Source organism: Streptomyces sp. H39-C1 (genome assembly GCF_027158125.1).
Classification (GTDB): Bacteria; Actinomycetota; Actinomycetes; order Streptomycetales; family Streptomycetaceae; genus Actinacidiphila; species Actinacidiphila fildesensis.
In genome coordinates, this window is record NZ_JAPVLS010000082.1 from 30,481 (window position 1) to 45,163 (window position 14,683).

The 14,683-nt window shown below is 69.4% G+C and carries 14 protein-coding genes; 11 read left to right on the forward strand and 3 right to left on the reverse strand.

Features of this window, described 5'->3' with window-relative positions:
• Positions 1–115: 115 nt before the first annotated feature.
• A complete protein-coding gene (locus O3W51_RS37370) occupies positions 116–895 on the reverse strand; it encodes an NAD(P)H-dependent oxidoreductase (RefSeq protein ID WP_138351842.1) in 780 nt (259 codons plus the stop codon).
• Between the two features lie 149 nt (positions 896–1,044).
• On the opposite strand from O3W51_RS37370, the gene O3W51_RS37375 reads away from it, so the two are divergent.
• From O3W51_RS37375 to O3W51_RS37400, 6 genes are all read left to right on the forward strand, one after another.
• Positions 1,045–1,893: a helix-turn-helix transcriptional regulator gene (locus O3W51_RS37375; protein WP_269288524.1), complete on the forward strand. Its 849-nt coding sequence runs from the start codon at positions 1,045–1,047 to the stop codon at positions 1,891–1,893.
• 102 nt (positions 1,894–1,995) lie between these two features.
• Positions 1,996–3,081, forward strand: a complete 1,086-nt coding sequence (locus O3W51_RS37380; protein WP_269288525.1) for an S-(hydroxymethyl)mycothiol dehydrogenase — start codon at positions 1,996–1,998, stop codon at positions 3,079–3,081.
• Positions 3,081–3,722: an MBL fold metallo-hydrolase gene (locus tag O3W51_RS37385; RefSeq protein WP_138351839.1), complete on the forward strand. Its 642-nt coding sequence runs from the start codon at positions 3,081–3,083 to the stop codon at positions 3,720–3,722. Before O3W51_RS37380 ends, O3W51_RS37385 begins: the two co-directional genes overlap by 1 nt.
• Positions 3,723–3,861: 139 nt before the next feature.
• Entirely contained in the window at positions 3,862–4,224 is a 363-nt protein-coding gene (locus O3W51_RS37390) for a bifunctional 3-phenylpropionate/cinnamic acid dioxygenase ferredoxin subunit (RefSeq protein ID WP_138351838.1), read from the forward strand.
• Complete coding sequence (locus O3W51_RS37395; protein ID WP_138351837.1) at positions 4,221–5,432, forward strand: NAD(P)/FAD-dependent oxidoreductase; 1,212 nt, start codon at positions 4,221–4,223, stop codon at positions 5,430–5,432. The genes O3W51_RS37390 and O3W51_RS37395 overlap by 4 nt, the downstream gene beginning before the upstream one ends.
• A gap of 91 nt (positions 5,433–5,523) precedes the next feature.
• Positions 5,524–6,660, forward strand: coding sequence for an aromatic ring-hydroxylating oxygenase subunit alpha (locus O3W51_RS37400; protein ID WP_138351836.1), 1,137 nt, complete (start codon positions 5,524–5,526; stop codon positions 6,658–6,660).
• On the opposite strand, the gene O3W51_RS37405 is transcribed toward O3W51_RS37400, so the two are convergent.
• A complete protein-coding gene (locus tag O3W51_RS37405) occupies positions 6,648–7,445 on the reverse strand; it encodes an IclR family transcriptional regulator (RefSeq protein ID WP_138351835.1) in 798 nt (265 codons plus the stop codon). The genes O3W51_RS37400 and O3W51_RS37405 overlap by 13 nt on opposite strands.
• Before the next feature lie 151 nt (positions 7,446–7,596).
• On the opposite strand from O3W51_RS37405, the gene betA reads away from it, so the two are divergent.
• A complete protein-coding gene (gene betA, locus O3W51_RS37410; protein ID WP_138351834.1) occupies positions 7,597–9,255 on the forward strand; it encodes a choline dehydrogenase in 1,659 nt (552 codons plus the stop codon).
• A complete protein-coding gene (locus tag O3W51_RS37415) occupies positions 9,252–10,073 on the forward strand; it encodes a methylenetetrahydrofolate reductase (RefSeq protein WP_138351833.1) in 822 nt (273 codons plus the stop codon). The genes betA and O3W51_RS37415 overlap by 4 nt, the downstream gene beginning before the upstream one ends.
• Before the next feature lie 52 nt (positions 10,074–10,125).
• On the opposite strand, the gene purU is transcribed toward O3W51_RS37415, so the two are convergent.
• Positions 10,126–10,998, reverse strand: a complete 873-nt coding sequence (purU, locus tag O3W51_RS37420; RefSeq protein ID WP_138351832.1) for a formyltetrahydrofolate deformylase — start codon at positions 10,996–10,998, stop codon at positions 10,126–10,128.
• Positions 10,999–11,194: 196 nt separating this feature from the next.
• Between purU and O3W51_RS37425 the strand changes: the two genes are divergently transcribed.
• The 3 genes from O3W51_RS37425 to O3W51_RS37435 all read left to right on the forward strand — a co-directional run.
• Positions 11,195–12,676, forward strand: a complete 1,482-nt coding sequence (locus O3W51_RS37425) for an aldehyde dehydrogenase family protein (RefSeq protein ID WP_269288526.1) — start codon at positions 11,195–11,197, stop codon at positions 12,674–12,676.
• Positions 12,677–12,742: 66 nt separating this feature from the next.
• Positions 12,743–13,837, forward strand: a complete 1,095-nt coding sequence (locus O3W51_RS37430) for a quaternary amine ABC transporter ATP-binding protein (protein ID WP_269288527.1) — start codon at positions 12,743–12,745, stop codon at positions 13,835–13,837.
• Positions 13,837–14,683: ABC transporter permease (locus O3W51_RS37435; RefSeq protein ID WP_269288528.1), on the forward strand; the 847-nt coding region annotated here is incomplete at its 3' end. The genes O3W51_RS37430 and O3W51_RS37435, both read left to right, overlap by 1 nt.

Genomic DNA, 14,683 nt, shown 5'->3' on the forward strand with positions numbered 1-14,683 from the left:
CCGGAACACACGGGGGTTCCGGGGCAGGGCCGTGGCATCACGGTGCACCGATTGCCACCACGGCCGGGCAGTGCCTCGGGTTCGCGCGCCGGCCCGTCCTGGCCATCGCCGGCGGTCAGCCGCGCACGTGCAGCCCGAAACCCCGGTGGCCCGCGGGCTCCAGTCCCTCCTTCAGGTGCAGCGAGGGGATCTCGTAGTCACCGAAGTTCTGCCGCCGGAACGCGATCGGTTCGGTCGACTCCAGGGTGAGCAGGCGCTGTTCCCAGGCCTTGGCTACGTCGGTGTACTCCTCGTCGGTCATCCGGTCGGTGCCGTACCGCACGAACGGCGGCAGCACCTCGATGCCCGGGTAGTAGAGGATGCCGTGGTGGATCGGGAACAGCAGATCGTCGATGGGGCCGTTGATCCCACGAGCGGCGTAATGGGACTCCGGGCCGCCGGTGGTCACCGACAGCAGCGCCTTCCTGCCCGCGAGGGTGCCTTCGCCGAAGCGCTCGCCGTACTTGGTGTCGCTGTGCTCGCCGACGCCGTACGCGAAGTGGTAGGTGAACACCCGGTCCACCCAGCCTTTGAGGATCGCGGGCATCGAGTACCACCACAGCGGGAACTGGAAGATGATCGTGTCGGCCCACAGCAGCTTCTCCTGCTCGGCGCGTACGTCCGCGGTGAGCGTCCCGGCGTCGAAGGCCCGGCCCGAGTCCAGGGCGACCTTCAGCGGACTCGAGGCGTCGGGGCCGTAGTCCGCGGCGTCCACGACCGCCTTCCAGTTCATCGCGTACAGGTCGCTCACCCGTACCTCGTGCCCGGCGGTCTCCAGTGTGGACACCGCGAGGTCCTTCAGTGAGCTGTTGAGCGACTTCGGCTCCGGGTGGGCGTGGACGATCAGCGTCTTCATGGGAACTCCTTCGGATCGGATGCCTTCGATCCTGGGCGCCGCGGCGCCCGCCGTTCAGGGGCGCCTCTTCCATCGGACGGGACTTCCTGGTATCGGCAGGACCACCTTCACGGGCACGTCGCGGGAACCACCGAGGCCATACTGAGGGCATGGACGATCTTGCGAGCTTCCTGCGGACCCGGCGTTCCCGCGTCGACCCGGCGGCCGTCGGCATCCCCACCGACAGCCGGCGCCGCGTCGAAGGGTTGCGCCGCGAAGAGGTCGCGCACCTGTCCGGAGTCAGCGTCGACTACTACGTACGCCTGGAGCAGGGCCGCGCGACCCAGCCCTCCGAGCAGGTCCTCGACGCGCTCGCCGGTGTCCTCGGCCTGGACGAGACCGAGCGCGGGCACCTCTACCGGCTCGCCCGGCAGCGCCGCCGCCGCGCGAAGGCGCCGGGCGGGCGGGTCCGGCCGGAGCTGCTGCGCGTTCTCGACCTGGTCGCCGACGCACCTGCGCTGATCATGGACCATCGGCTGGACGTGCTCGCCGGGAACCGCCTCGCCGGGCTCCTCTTCGGCCGGCCGATGCCGGGCCTGAACACCGCACGGCACATCTTCCTCGAGGAGGCCGAGCGCGGCCTTTACGCGGACTGGGAGAAGTGCACCCTCGACGTGGTCGGGCACCTGCGCCTGGCCGCCGGCAAGTACCCCGAGGACCCCCGTCTGGCCTCGCTCATCGGCGAGCTGGCGATGGGCAGCGAACGCTTCCGCCGTCTCTGGGCCCGCGCGGACGTGCGCGCCCGCACGCATGGACGCAAGGAGTACCGGCACCCGCTGGTCGGACTGCTGGAACTGCACCAGGAGAATTTCGCACTACCCGACGAGACAGGTATGGAGCTGCTGGTGCTGTCCGCGGCTCCCGGCAGTCCCGCCGAGGACGGGCTGCGCCTGCTCGCGGGGCTGGGCGCGGACAGCGGTGACGCGCAGCGCGCGGTGAACGCTCCGGTCCGCGAGTAGCTCGACGACGCCCGGTCCTTGACCGCCGTATCCGCTTCGCGGATGCTTTCGTTGCGATACGTGCGCTGCGTACCGCAATAAGAAACCAGCCGAGGAGTAGTCATGGCCCAGCAGGTTCGTGCTGTCGTCGCCCGGGGGAAGGGTTCCCCGGTCAGTCTGGAAACGATCATCGTGCCGGACCCCGGGCCGGGCGAAGCCCTTGTGAGGATCCAGGCCTGCGGGGTCTGTCACACCGACCTGCACTACCGCGAGGGAGGCATCAACGACGACTTCCCCTTCCTCCTCGGCCATGAGGCGGCGGGCGTGGTCGAGTCCGTCGGCGAGGGCGTGACCGATGTGGCTCTCGGCGACTTCGTGATCCTCAACTGGCGTGCGGTGTGCGGTCAGTGCCGCGCCTGTCGGCGTGGCCGCCCCTGGTACTGCTTCGACACCCACAATGCCGAGCAGAAGATGACCCTGCTCGACGGCACCGAGCTGTCCCCGGCGCTGGGCATCGGCGCCTTCGCCGAGAAGACCCTCGTCCACGCCGGACAGTGCACCAAGGTCGACCCCGCCGTCTCCCCGGCGGTCGCCGGTCTGCTGGGCTGCGGTGTCATGGCCGGCATCGGCGCGGCGATCAACACCGGCAACGTCGGCCGTGGCGACTCCGTCGCCGTGATCGGCTGTGGCGGCGTCGGCAACGCCGCCATCGTGGGGGCCCGGCTGGCCGGGGCGGCGACGATCATCGCGGTCGACATCGACGACCGCAAGCTCGAGACCGCGCAGCGGATGGGCGCCACCCACACCGTGAACTCCCAGGCCACCGACCCCGTCGAGGCCATCCGCGGGCTGACCGGCGGCAATGGCGCCGACGTCGTCATCGAGGCGGTCGGCAGGCCGGAGACCTACCGGCAGGCGTTCTACGCCCGCGACCTGGCCGGGACCGTCGTGCTGGTGGGCGTGCCCACGCCCGAGATGAAGCTGGAGTTGCCGCTGCTGGACGTCTTCGGGCGCGGTGGCTCGCTCAAGTCGTCCTGGTACGGCGACTGCCTGCCGTCCCGGGACTTCCCGATGCTGGTCGACCTCCATCTGCAGGGCCGCCTCGACCTGGGCGCCTTCGTCACCGAGACGATCGCCCTGGACGAAGTCGAGAAGGCCTTCGACCGGATGCGCAACGGTGACGTGCTGCGTTCGGTGGTGGTCTTCTGATGGCCGCCGCTTCCGCCGTCCGCATCGACCATGTCGTCACGAGTGGGACGTTCAGTCTCGACGGCGGTACCTGGGACGTCGACAACAACGTCTGGATCATCGGCGACGACAGCGAGGCGATCGTCATCGACGCCGCGCACGACGCCGCCGCCATCGCGTCCGCTGTCGGGGACCGTACGCTGCGCGCGATCGTGTGCACACACGCCCACAACGACCACATCGACGCGGCTCCCGCGCTGGCGGCACTGACCGGTGCGCCGATCCTGCTCCACCCGGATGACCTCTTCCTGTGGAAGCAGACCCACCCGGAGCGGTCTCCCGACGGCGAACTCGCCGACGGCCAGGAGCTGTCGGTGGCCGGGATCGAGCTGGCTGTTCTGCACACCCCGGGCCACGCGCCAGGTGCGGTGTGTCTGTACGCGCCCGAGCTGGGCACCGTCTTCACCGGCGACACGCTGTTCGCCGGCGGTCCGGGGGCCACGGGCCGCTCCTTCTCGGACTTTCCGACGATCATCGACTCCATCCGGGAGCGGTTGCTCACGCTGCCGCCCGGCACGGTCGTCCGTACCGGACACGGCGACGGGACGACCGTCGGAGCCGAGGCGCCGCAGCTCGACGAGTGGATCAAGCGAGGCCACTGACCGCCCCTGAGCTGCCCGTTCGTACGTCAACCGCCCCATGCTGTGGGGCGGTTTTCGTGTCTCTTGACAGCGGCTGGGGGCGCCTCCAAACTGTTGTTGCGCTTCCCGCAATCAGTTTCGTTATACGCACCGAGGTGTCATGAAGATTCCCGTGTGCCGGCTCGCGGATCTGCCGCGAGGCGAGGCCTACCGGCTCGAAATCGACCCGCCTGTCTCGGTGTTCCACACCGACGACGGAGAGGTCTTCGCCATCGACGACACATGCACCCACCAGGACGCCTCACTCGCTGACGGCTGGCTGGAAGGGTGCGAGGTCGAATGTCCGCTGCACGCGTCGAAGTTCGACCTGCGCACCGGCGCGGTCGACACATCGCCGGCCAAGCGTCCCGTCCGAACACACCAGGTCCTGGTCGAGGACGGCATGATCTACGTCGAGCTGTCCCCGGCCGCGCCCAACCTCCCGCCCTGCGTCGGGGCCCGGCTCGCGCAAGGCTCCGCGTGAGAAGCGTGGCCGTGGTGGGTGCCTCGCTCGCCGGTCTGTCGGCCGCCCGCTCCCTGCGCAGGCAGGGGTACGACGGGCGGCTGGTCATCATCGGCGACGAACCCCACCGGCCCTACGACCGGCCCCCGCTGTCCAAGGAGTTCCTCACCGGGGCCGTCGCCGAGGCCGACCTCGCCCTGGAAGCGGACGGCGAGGACCTGGCCGCCGAATGGCTGCTCGGCGCCCGTGCCACCGGCTTCGACCGTACCGAGCGCCGGATACGCCTCGCCGGTGACACAGCCGTCCGCGCCGACGGCATCGTCATCGCCACCGGCGCCGCTGCCCGCACACTGCCGGCCCGTGCGGGCGGGCGGAAGCTGGCCGGCGTCCACACGCTGCGCACCCTGGACGACGCCCGTGCGCTGCGGGACGACCTGGCCCGTGGCGGGCGCCTGGTCGTCATCGGCGGCGGCTTCATCGGTGCCGAGGTCGCCTCGACGGCGTACGCCCTCGGGCTGGACGTGACGGTCGTCGTGGTGGCGCCGACTCCGCTGGCCCGACCGCTCGGCGAGACGATGGGCGGTGTCGTGTCATCGCTCCACGCCGACCACGGTGTACGGCTGTTGTGCGGCGTCGGGGTCAAGGGGTTCAGCGGCGGCGAGCGAGGAGAGGCGGGAGTCCCGACGGCCGACGGCCGGGGGAGGGTGACAGCGGTCCTCCTGGAGGACGGCCGCCGGCTGCCCGCCGACATCGTCGTCGTCGGGGTGGGCGCCCGGCCGAATGTGGAATGGCTGGAGAGCTCCGGCATCGAGCTGGAGAACGGCGTCAAGTGCGGTGCGGACGGCCGCACCAACCTCACCGCCGTCGTCGCGGTCGGCGACTGCGCCAACTGGTACGACCCCGCCGCCGGAATCCACCGCCGCGTCGAGCACTGGACCGGCGCCAAGGAACGCCCCGCCGTCGCCGTCACCACCCTGCTGTCCGGTGGCGCCGGGGAGCCGGGACCCGTCAGGCCGCCGTACTTCTGGTCGGACCAGTACGGCGTACGGATCCAGTTCACGGGCCATGCGGCCGCGGCGGACAGTGTCACGGTCGAGGAAGGAGCGGCGGACGACCGCAGCTTCCTCGCGGTCTACCGCCGTGCCGGGGCTCCGGTCGCGGTGCTCGGGATGGACCAGCCTCGGCTGTTCACCCGCTGGCGCAAGCAACTGGCTGCCGCCGGGGCTTGACAGCGGGGGCCGCGCGCCACATTCTGCCCGCAAGAAGTTGCGCCATCCACGTCAGGTTGCACATCACACAACGTCCCCGGGGAGTGCCCACGTGACATCGACCAGCCTGCCGGACAGCCTGATCGCCACCCTCCCCGGCTCCTGCTACACCGATCCGGAGGTCTTCGCCCAGGAGCAGGAACGGATCTTCGAGACGATGTGGTTCTGCGTCGCGCGCGCCTCGGAACTCGCCAGGCCCGGCGCCTTCCGGACGGTCGAGGTGGGCCGCGAGAGCATCCTCGTCGCCCGCTCCCGCGACAACGCGATCCGCGCCTTCTTCAACGTCTGCCGGCACCGCGGTGCCAAGCTCCGCACCGAGGAGTCCGGCGAGGTCAGCCGGGCCTTCCAGTGTCCCTACCACGCCTGGACGTACGACCTCACCGGCAAGCTGATCGCCGCTCCCAACCTCACCAAGATGCCGGACGTCGGCCGTACCGAGTACGGCCTGGTGGGTGTGCACGTACGCGAATGGCTCGGCTATGTGTGGGTCTGCCTGGCCGAGGAGCCGCCCAGCTTCGAGGAGCAGGTCATCGGCGCGGTCGTGGAGCGGCTGGGCGATGTGGAGCCGATCGAGCACTACGACATCGACAACCTCGCGGTCGGCAAGCGGATCGTCTACGACGTCAAGGCGAACTGGAAGCTCATCATCGAGAACTTCATGGAGTGCTACCACTGCGCGACGATCCATCCCGAACTCACCGAGGTGCTACCGGAGTTCGCCGACGGCTACGCCGCCCAGTACTACGTCGGCCACGGCGCCGAGTTCGGTTCGGACATCCAGGGTTTCACGGTCGACGGCACCGAGGGCCTGGACCGGATACCCGGTGTGTCCCCCGACCAGGACCGCCGCTACTACGCGATCACCGTCCAGCCGCAGGTCTTCATCAACCTCGTGCCGGACCATGTCATCTTCCACCGGATGTACCCGGTCGCCGCCGACCGCACGATCGTCGAGTGCGACTGGCTCTACCTCAAGGACGTCGTGGACAGCGGCAGGGACGTCAGCCGCTCCGTCGAGCTCTTCGACCGCGTCAACCGGCAGGACTTCGACGCCTGCGAGCGCTGCCAGCCCGCCATGAGCTCCCGCCTGTACGCCAAGGGTGGCGTCCTGGTCCCCAGCGAGCACCACATCGGCGCCTTCCACGAGTGGGTCCAGGAGCGGCTGGGGACGGCTCCTCAGCCGAGGTAGCCCATCCGGTGGCTGATCTCCGCCGCTCCCCTGATCAGTGTCGGTGCCAGCTCGTGCATCCGCTCCTCGGTGAAGCGGTAGGACGGCCCGGACACGGTGACCGCCGCGATGACCTCGCCGTCGCGGGAGCGGACGGGCGCGGCCATGGCGTGCAGGCCGACCTCCAGCTCCTCCAGGGTCCAGGCGTAACCGCGCTCCCTGGCCTCGGCGAGGTTCTTCTCCAGCTTCGTCTTCGAGGTCAGGGTGTGCGGGGTGAGCTTCTCCAGGCCCGCGTCCATGATCAGCTCGGCGCGCTCCCTGGCGGGCAGGTGGGCCAGCAGGATCTTGCCGCTGGACGTGGCGTGCAGCGGGGTCAGCTGGCCGACCCAGTTGTGCGCGCTGACGGCGGCCGGGCCGCGCACCTGGAAGAGGTTGATCGCGAACTGCTTCTCCATGACCGCGATGTTGACGGTCTCCTCGAGCTCCTCGGCCAGCCGTTCGCAGACCGGGCGTCCCTGCTGGGTGATGTCGATCCGTCCGGTGACGGCGCCGGCCAGCCGGACGATCCCGAAGCCGAGCCGGTACTTGCCGCGCTCGGCGGCCTGCTCCACCAAACCGCGCGCTTCCAGGGCGCCCAGCAGCCGGAAAGCGGTCGACTTGTGCACGTCGATCTCCGTGGCCACTTCGCTCACCCCGGCCTCGCCGCGCTGAGCCAGGATCTCCAGGACGCTGATCGCGCGGTCGACGGACTGGACGCCGCCGGTCTGCGACCCGGCAGTTTCGTTATCTGCGCTGAAGTTGCTCATAGCGGAACTATACGCGCGGTAAACAACAGGCCGGGGGAAGTGAAAGGGAGGCGATGGCTCTCCAAGTTGCGTGGCACGCAACCTGGTGCGTATGGCGCTACTCGTACTAGCATGCCTCGCGTATCGACGGCGCGAGCGAGACGAGACAGCCATGGCTCCCTTGCAGTACGACTTCGTCATCGTCGGCGGCGGCTCGGCCGGCAGCGCGCTGGCCAACCGGCTCTCCGCCGAACCGGCCAACCGCGTGCTGGTGCTCGAAGCCGGCCGCTCCGACTACCCGTGGGACATCTTCATCCAGATGCCCGCCGCCCTCACGTTCCCCATCGGCAGCCGCTTCTACGACTGGAAGTACGAGTCCGAGCCCGAGCCCCACATGGGCGGCCGCCGCGTCTACCACGCACGCGGCAAGGTCCTCGGCGGCTCCAGCAGCATCAACGGCATGATCTTCCAGCGCGGCAATCCGCTGGACTACGAGCGCTGGGCCGCGGACCCGGGGATGGAGAAGTGGGACTACTCCCACTGCCTGCCCTACTTCCAGCGCATGGAGAACTGCCTTGCCGCCGACCAGGACGATGAGTTCCGTGGCCACGACGGCCCGCTCGTCCTCGAACGCGGACCCGCGTCCAGCCCGCTCTTTCCCGCGTTCCTCGCGTCCGTCCAGGAAGCCGGCTACCCGCTCACGGACGACGTCAACGGCTACCGCCAGGAGGGCTTCGCCGCCTTCGACCGCAACGTCCACCGCGGGCGTCGGCTGTCGGCCTCCAAGGCCTATCTGCACCCCGTCATGAAGCGGCCCAATCTCACCGTCAGGACCCGGGCGCTCGTCACCCGCGTCCTCTTCGAGGGCAAGCGCGCGGTCGGCGTGGAGTACCAGCGCGGTCGCGGCAAGCCGCAGCGGGTACGGGCCGGCGAGGTCATCCTCTGTGGCGGTGCCATCAACTCACCCCAGCTGCTGCAGCTCTCCGGTGTCGGCAAGGCGGAGGAGCTGCAGGATCTGGGCATCGAGGTCGTCCACGATCTGCCGGGCGTCGGCGAGAACATGCAGGACCACCTTGAGGTCTACGTGCAGTACGCCTGCAAGCAGCCGGTCTCCATGCAGCCGTACATGAAGAAGTGGCGCTATCCCTTCATCGGCCTGCAGTGGCTGTTCCGCAAGGGTCCGGCCGCCACCAACCACTTCGAGGCCGGAGGCTTCGCCCGCAGCAACGAGGACGTCGACTACCCCAACCTGATGTTCCACTTCCTGCCGATCGCGGTCCGGTACGACGGTTCCTCGCCTGCGGGCGGGCACGGCTACCAGGTGCACGTCGGGCCCATGTACTCCGACGCCATCGGCTCGGTGAAGATCAAGAGCAGGGATCCGCGCGAGCATCCGGCGCTCCGCTTCAACTACCTGTCGACCGAGCAGGACCGGCGGGAGTGGGTCGAGGCGATCCGGGTGGCCCGCAAGCTGCTCAACCAGCCCGCCATGGAGCCGTACAACGCCGGGGAGGTCTCGCCCGGGCCGTCGGTCGCGACGGACGAGGAGATCCTGGACTGGGTCGCCAAGGAGGGCGAGACGGCCCTGCATCCGTCCTGCACCTGCAAGATGGGGACCGATGCGATGGCGGTCGTGGACCCGGACAGCCTGCGGGTGCACGGCGTGCAGGGCCTGCGCGTCGTGGACGCGTCCGTCATGCCCTACGTCACCAACGGCAACATCTACGCCCCCACGATGATGATCGCCGAACGGGCCGCCGACCTCATCCTCGGCAAGGACCCCCTGCCGCCCTCCAAGTCGGCGTACTACCGCCACCGCGACCCGCGGTGAGGACGCTTCTGCAGCGGGTCCGCTACGAGGTCCTGCCGGCCGGCCCCACCGAGGACCAGGTCCTCGCCCATGTCCCGCGCGACGTGGTGATCACCGTCACCGCGTCGCCGGTCAAGGGCCTCGACCCCACCCTGGACCTCACCGTCCGGCTCGCGGGCCATGGCTACCGCGTCGTCCCGCATGTGCCCGCGCGCCTCCTGCGCGACGGTGCGCACGTCGCGGAGATCGCCGACCGGCTCCGGGCCTCCGGCGTCGAGGACGTCTTCGTGCCGGCCGGCGACGCGAACCCCTCGGCGGGTGCGTACGAAGGGGCCTTGCCCGTGCTGCGGCAGTTGAGCGAGCTGGGCAGCCCCTTCCGCCATGTCGGCATCACCGGCTATCCCGAGCGGCATCCCCTGATCGACGACGACATCACCATTCAGGCCATGTGGGAGAAGCGCGTCCACGCCACGTACATCGTCAGCAACCTGTGCTTCGACCCGCAGGTCCTGGGGGAGTGGGTCGGGCGCATCCGGCGCCGCGGCGTGGCCCTGCCCGTGCATGTGGGGGTGGCGGGGCCCGTGGAGCGGACGAAGCTGCTCGCCATGGCCACCAAGATCGGCGTCGGTGAGTCGACGCGCTTCCTGACCCGGCACGCCTCGTGGTTCGTCCGCCTCTCCGCGCCCGGCGGCTATTCGCCGGAGCGGTTCCTCACGCGCACCGCGCCCGCGCTGACGGCGCCCTCGGCGGTGGTGGCGGGGCTGCACGTCTTCACGTTCAACCAGATCGCCGAGACCGAGCGCTGGCGCCGCGCGATGCTCGAGCGCGCCGACAACTGATGCGTTCCGCACCACCCCTGCGAGGGTGCCGGCGCGCTCGCACGACGTGGCGTCAGCGGAAGACCACCGTGCGGTTTCCATCGATCATGACGCGGTTCTCGCTGTGCCATTTCACCGCGTGCGCGAGTACCTGCGCCTCGACATCGCGGCCCACGGTCACCAGCTCCTCCGGGTCGAGCGAGTGGTCGACCCGGACCACGTCCTGCTCGATGATCTGCCCTTCGTCCAGCTCCGGGGTGACGTAGTGCGCGGTCGCCCCGACCAGCTTGACCCCGCGGTCGTACGCCTGGTTGTAGGGACGTGCGCCCTTGAAGCTCGGCAGGAAGGAGTGGTGGATGTTGATCGCCCGCCCCTCCAGCTGCTTGCACAGATCATCGGAGAGGACCTGCATGTAGCGGGCCAGCACCACCAGCTCGATGTCCAGCTCACGCACCAGCTCCAGCAGCCGCGCCTCCGCCTCGGCCTTGGTCTCCCGCGTCACCGGCACGTGCAGGAACGGCACGCCGTAGGTGTCCGCGAGTGCTTCGAACTCCCGGTGATTGGAGACGATCGCCGGGATCTCGATGTTGAGCGCGCCGGTCCGCTGCCGGAAGAGCAGGTCGTTGAGGCAGTGCCCGAACTTGGACACCATGATCAGCGTGCGCGTCGGGGTGGCCGCGTCCCGCAGCGTCCACGTGATCCCGTACGCCTCGGCGACCGGGCCGAATCGGGAACGCAGAGTTTCCAGACCTGTGTCCGGATCGGAGATGTCGAAGTGGACCCTCATGAAGTACCGGCCCTTGAGCCGCTCGTCGAACTGCTGGCTCTGCAGGATGTTGCCGGAGTTGCGTACGAGGAAGCCGCTCACCGCGTGGACGATGCCGGCCCGGTCCGGGCACGCGAGGGTGAGGACGTACTCGTGGCCGGGTTGTGGGCGAGGGGACATATGCGACCTCCACTGGTGCGTAATGAGCAACAGAGTGAGTGATACGCAACATGGTCCAGTCCCGTAAGGCCTGCGGTCAAGAGGTGAAGCCCGCAGGTATCAACCCCTTGACGCGCGCCACCCGTTCGGCCAGGGTGTTCCACCACAAGCAATTCGATGCGCTATGCGCAACGGATTCGTCTGAAGGGCTCATCGCGTGGCGGACCTGTATCTGGACGGTGAGTGGCGCGACCCGGTTGCGGGCGGCCGCCGGGAGATTCGCTGCCCAGCCGACGGCACGCTCGTCGCGAGCGTGGGCGAGGGGATGCGGGCCGACACCGAGGCCGCGATCCTCGCAGCACGCCGTGCCTTCGACTCGGGACCGTGGCCGGGCACGCCGGAGCGCGAGCGCGGGGCGCTGCTCCTTCGCGTGGCGGACATCCTGGAACGGGACGCGAAGGAATTCGCCAGGGCCGAATCGCTCGACACGGGCAAGCGGCTGGTGGAGAGCGAGTACGACATCGCGGATGTCGTCTCCTGTTTCCGTTACTACGGCGGGGTCGCGGGCACCAGCGCGGGCCGGGTCATCGACACGGGCCGCGACGACGCCATCAGCCGGGTCGTCCACGAGCCGATCGGTGTCTGCGGCCTGATCACCCCCTGGAACTACCCTCTTCTTCAGGCCTCCTGGAAGGTCGCGCCGGCCCTCGCCGCGGGCAACACCTTTGTCCTGAAGCCCAGTGAGCTGACCCCGTCCACCTCGATCCTGCTCATGCGGGCGCTGGAGGAGGCCGGGCTCCCCGCGGGGGCCGCCAACCTCGTCCTGGGCACCGGGCCGGAGGTGGGGGCGCCGCTGTCCGAGCACCCGGATGTGGACATGGTGTCCTTCACCGGCGGGCTGGAGACCGGAAAGCGGATCATGGCCACGGCCGCCGCGACGGTGAAGAAGGTCGCGCTGGAGCTGGGCGGCAAGAACCCCAACGTCATCTTCGCCGATGCCGACTTCGAGACGGCCGTGGACTTCGCGCTCACGGCCGTCTTCCTGCATTCGGGCCAGGTCTGCTCGGCCGGCGCCCGGCTGATCGTCGAGGACTCGCTGCACGACGCCTTCGTCGACGAGGTCGTACGCCGCGCGCGGCAGATCCGCCTCGGCGGACCCTTCGACGCCGCGGCCGAGACCGGCGCGCTGATCTCCGCCGCCCACCGCGACAAGGTCGAGGCCTATGTTGCCGCCGGCATCGCCGAAGGCGCCGTCCTGCGCTGCGGCGGCGCCTGCCCGGACGACCCCGCGCTCGCGGACGGCTTCTACTACCCGCCGACCGTTCTCGACGAGTGCACCCAGGACATGCGCGTGGTGCACGAGGAGTCCTTCGGCCCGGTGCTGACCGTCGAACGCTTCAGCGGCGGCGAGAACGCCGAGGACGAAGCCGTACGCATCGCCAACGACACGGATTTCGGACTGGCCGGTGCCGTCTGGACACAGGACGCGGGCAAGGCGCAGCGAGTCGCCCGCCGGCTGCGCCACGGCACCGTATGGATCAACGATTACCACCCCTATGTGCCGCAGGCGGAGTGGGGTGGGTTCGGGCAGTCGGGCGTGGGCCGGGAGCTGGGACCTGCCGGCCTGGACGAGTACCGCGAGCCCAAGCACATCTGGCAGAACATCCAACCGCGGCCGCAGCGCTGGTTCCGCAGCTGAAGCGCACCGGGCCGGAGACCTGAAGCCCGGAAGGCCGAACACCTGAAGCATGGAGAGAGGTCGACAGTGATCCCAGCACAGACCGAGGTGTCGCGGCGGCGCGACAGGTCCCAGGACCCGGATCAGGACCGGACCCCGGTCATCTCCGTGCGCGGGCTGTGGAAGGTGTTCGGGCCGAAGGCCGAAAAGGTGCCGCGGTCCGAGGAGTTGTGCGGCCTGTCGCGCCGTGAGCTCATGGACCGTGCGGGATGCACGGCGGCGGTGCGGGACGTGAGCTTCGACGTGTCGCCCGGCGAGGTCTTCGTGGTCATGGGCCTCTCCGGCTCGGGCAAGTCCACCTTGGTGCGATGTCTGACCCGGCTGATCGAACCGACCGCCGGCCAGGTCGTCTTCGAGGGCGAGGACATCCGCGACGCCGACCCCAAGCGCCTGCGGGAGCTTCGCCGGCACAAGTTCTCCATGGTCTTCCAGCACTTCGGGCTGCTGCCGCACCGGTGCGTGGTGGACAACGTCGCGTACGGCCTGGAGATCCGCGGCATGGGCAAGGCGCAGCGCACCAAGCGCGCGCTGGAGGTCGTCGAGCTGGTGGGCCTGTCCGGCTACGAGAACTCCTACCCCGACCAGCTCTCCGGCGGTATGCAGCAGCGCGTCGGCCTCGCGCGGGCGCTGGCCGGCGATCCGGATGTGCTGCTCTTCGACGAGCCGTTCTCGGCGCTGGACCCGATGATCCGGCGGGACATGCAGAACGAGGTCATCCGGCTGCACCACGAGGTCGGCAAGACCATGGTCTTCGTCACCCACGACCTGTCCGAGGCGCTCAAGCTGGGCGACCGCATCCTGATCATGCGCGACGGCAAGACGGTCCAGTGCGGTACGGGCGACGAACTGGTCGGCGCTCCCGCCGACGACTACGTCCGCGACTTCGTGAAGGACGTGCCGCGTGCCGATGTCCTGACGCTGCGCTGGATCATGCGCCCGGCGGGGCCGGACGACGATCTCGGCGGACCCGAGTTCGGCCCGGACGTGGTGGTGCGGGACGCCACCAGGGCGGTGTTCGAGGCGGTGAAGCCGGTCAAGGTCGTCGAGAACGGCAAGCTGCTGGGTGTCGTCGGCGACGAGGAGATCCTCGCGGTGATCGCGGGCGTGGAAGGCGGCGCGTGATGGCCGTCGTCGCCCAGGTGCCCACGCGACTGGGGGCGATCCGCGCCATCCCGCGCCGGTTCGTCGTCGCCGGGATACTGGCCCTCTGGCTGCTGATCTTCGCCGTGTTCCGCGGCCACCAGACGCTCGCGCTGGCGGCGGCCGACCTGACCGGTCTGCACCGCTGGTTCAACGACGTCAACGACTCGATCGGCGCCGACCGCAACAGCAATCCGCTCTTCCTCTACTTCTTCAACGAGATCCGGCTGGTCATCGACAACCTGGTGACCTTCATCCAGTCGCTGATCTCCCAGCCCTCGAGCGGCCGCGGAGTCCCGCAGATCGGGTGGCTCGGTGTCGTCGGCATCGTCGGCTACCTCTCCTGGGCCCTGGGCAACGTGCGGGTCGCGCTGCTCGCCATGGCCTGCTTCACCTTCTTCGGGCTGCAAGGCCTGTGGCAGGAGAGCATGGACACCCTGGCCCTGACGCTCTCGGCGGTCTTCGTCTCGCTCCTCATCGGCATCCCGCTCGGCGTGTGGGCCGGGATGTCCGACCGGGCCAACCGGATCATGACGCCGTTCCTGGACTTCATGCAGACGATGCCGACCTTCGTCTATCTCGCCCCGCTCACGCTGTTCTTCCTCATCGGGCCGGCCTCCGCCACGATCGCCACGCTGATCTACGCGGCGCCTCCCGCGATCCGTATCACCGCGCACGCCATTCGGTCCGTGCCGGCGACGACGGTCGAGGCGGCCTATTCGCTGGGCTCGACGCGGCGCCAGACGCTCACCAAGGTGCTCCTGCCGATGTCCAAGCGGACCGTGGTGATGGGCATCAACCAGACCATCATGGCCGCCCTGGCCATGG

Excerpts from the sequence above, each read along its gene's own strand:
- O3W51_RS37390 (WP_138351838.1), top strand. The coding sequence starts at position 3,862 with ATGAAGATTCCCGTGTGCCGGCTCGCGGATCTGCCGCGAGGCGAGGCC.
- O3W51_RS37370 (WP_138351842.1), bottom strand. The coding sequence starts at position 895 with ATGAAGACGCTGATCGTCCACGCCCACCCGGAGCCGAAGTCGCTCAAC.
- purU (WP_138351832.1), bottom strand. The coding sequence starts at position 10,998 with ATGTCCCCTCGCCCACAACCCGGCCACGAGTACGTCCTCACCCTCGCG.
- O3W51_RS37385 (WP_138351839.1), top strand. The coding sequence starts at position 3,081 with ATGGCCGCCGCTTCCGCCGTCCGCATCGACCATGTCGTCACGAGTGGG.
- O3W51_RS37380 (WP_269288525.1), top strand. The coding sequence starts at position 1,996 with ATGGCCCAGCAGGTTCGTGCTGTCGTCGCCCGGGGGAAGGGTTCCCCG.
- betA (WP_138351834.1), top strand. The coding sequence starts at position 7,597 with ATGGCTCCCTTGCAGTACGACTTCGTCATCGTCGGCGGCGGCTCGGCC.
- O3W51_RS37375 (WP_269288524.1), top strand. The coding sequence starts at position 1,045 with ATGGACGATCTTGCGAGCTTCCTGCGGACCCGGCGTTCCCGCGTCGAC.
- O3W51_RS37405 (WP_138351835.1), bottom strand. The coding sequence starts at position 7,445 with ATGAGCAACTTCAGCGCAGATAACGAAACTGCCGGGTCGCAGACCGGC.